The organism is Streptococcus sanguinis, from assembly GCF_020729765.1.
Classification (GTDB): Bacteria; Bacillota; Bacilli; order Lactobacillales; family Streptococcaceae; genus Streptococcus; species Streptococcus sanguinis_Q.
This window is the reverse complement of sequence record NZ_JAJEPD010000025.1, coordinates 1-1,644: the sequence shown is the minus strand read 5'-3', so window position 1 is coordinate 1,644 and position 1,644 is coordinate 1. Positions and strand designations below refer to the sequence as shown.

Annotated in this window: 3 protein-coding genes and 1 pseudogene; 3 read left to right on the top strand and 1 reads right to left on the bottom strand. The window is 34.1% G+C overall.

Annotation, left to right across the window (positions count from 1 at the left end):
• The coding region (locus K4H96_RS04110) for a transcriptional regulator (RefSeq protein WP_227956360.1) at window positions 1-174 on the bottom strand (174 nt) is incomplete at its 3' end.
• Window positions 175-316: 142 nt separating this feature from the next.
• On the opposite strand from K4H96_RS04110, the gene K4H96_RS04105 reads away from it, so the two are divergent.
• The 3 genes and pseudogenes from K4H96_RS04105 to K4H96_RS04095 all read left to right on the top strand — a co-directional run.
• A complete protein-coding gene (locus K4H96_RS04105; RefSeq protein ID WP_000840776.1) occupies window positions 317-550 on the top strand; it encodes a hypothetical protein in 234 nt (77 codons plus the stop codon).
• A gap of 2 nt (window positions 551-552) precedes the next feature.
• A complete protein-coding gene (locus K4H96_RS04100) occupies window positions 553-1,140 on the top strand; it encodes a CPBP family intramembrane glutamic endopeptidase (protein WP_000821310.1) in 588 nt (195 codons plus the stop codon).
• 130 nt (window positions 1,141-1,270) lie between these two features.
• Window positions 1,271-1,552 (top strand): annotated as a pseudogene (locus K4H96_RS04095) (type IV toxin-antitoxin system AbiEi family antitoxin domain-containing protein); the annotation flags it as partial.
• Between the last annotated feature and the right edge of the window lie 92 nt (window positions 1,553-1,644).

The following is a 1,644-nucleotide window of genomic DNA, read 5'->3' as shown; positions in this document are numbered from 1 at the left end:
ACTTTGAGGCATTCGTTGTTCCATCTTGTAGTGGCGTATCTTTTGATACAAACGATTCAATTCACTTGGATAGTGAAACTCTCCCGCAAACATTTTTCTGGTTAACTCAATCCAGCTGATATTTCTTTCAGCCAAAATAATGGACAAGTTCTCCCAAAATCCTGAACTAAGCATCAGACTTCCTCTTGCAGTTTCAAATAAGAGAGTTTATCCAAATCTGAATTTGGAAGAGGCTAGAGCTCTATTGCCAAGAGATACGAAACAATTGATTTACATGGCACAAACACATTATTTATCTAACTAAAGGAGAAGCAATATGGCTGAACGATTTTGGGAGAACTTGTCCATTATTTTGGCTGAAAGAAATATCAGCTGGATTGAGTTAACCAGAAAAATGTTTGCGGGAGAGTTTCACTATCCAAGTGAATTGAATCGTTTGTATCAAAAGATACGCCACTACAAGATGGAACAACGAATGCCTCAAAGTCCATGGGTAGAAAGGATTGTGCAGGTATTAGATTTAGATTATGAAGATTTATTTCGGAGGTAACTATGAAAAGAATAATTCCAGTGTATATATTCCAACAAGTAAATGTTTTATTGGTATCCCTATACTTACTGAAATTGCTTTGTATTAGTGAGTTAACCATACTACAGATTCTCTATTGTGCGTCGCTCATTTCTTTTTTATGGATGTATGGTCAACGAAAACAAGTTGTCAAGGTCAATATGAAAACTAGGATGAAATGGCTTGGTATTGGATTCGTTAGCCTACTGATTATAAGTCTATGTTTTAGTCTGATTCATGCTCAAGGAAGCACGAATCAAGCAAACTTAATTGGGCTTCAACATCAAGTTCCTTGGTTTTCATTTTTATTGTTCTTAATCAATGCGAGTATGGTTGAAGAATTTTTGTATCGAGAAATTTTATGGAACTTGGCTAGAAAATTAGATATTCGAGTTGCTTTGACAAGTGTTTTATTTGCCTTAGCACATCATCCAGGAACCATTCTAGGTTGGTGTTTGTATGTTTCACTTGGGATGTTTTTAGGGCTTGTACGCTATAAATCTGACTTATGGGGCAGTATGGGTCTACATTTAGTGTGGAACCTATCAGTCTATGTCTTATTTTTTCTTTAATAATAGCTGGTCTGTCTTACGTATGGATTAATTTTGAAATAAAAAAACTAAATGAATTGATTTTAAGGAAATAAAATGCTAACATATATAGTAGATGTTAGCATTTTATTTCTAAAGAAAGGAGAATGATATGGTTGATAAAAGAGAGAAACTGATGAACTCTTTCAATCAGTATGGTTTTTTAACTTTTAAACAAGTGATAGATGAAAATTTACACTACAAAACCTTATTAAAAATGGTTACAGAAGGAAAAATCGATGCTGCAGAAAAAGGCTTATATCGCTTACCTGATATTTATTTAGATGAGTGGTTTGTTCTTCAGTATCGATTTCCAAAGGGAATCTTTTCTTTGGAGACAGCACTTTGGTTACATGGTTTATCTTTGACTATCCCTTTTAACATGAACTGGTCTTAGACACTCAACCAAAACTCGTTCAACTTCATAAACTTTAATAAATTGGCCAGGAAGACGCTCTATTTCAATAATTCCTTCACTATAGTGAG

Excerpts from the sequence above, each read along its gene's own strand:
- K4H96_RS04105 (WP_000840776.1), top strand. The coding sequence starts at position 317 with ATGGCTGAACGATTTTGGGAGAACTTGTCCATTATTTTGGCTGAAAGA.
- K4H96_RS04100 (WP_000821310.1), top strand. The coding sequence starts at position 553 with ATGAAAAGAATAATTCCAGTGTATATATTCCAACAAGTAAATGTTTTA.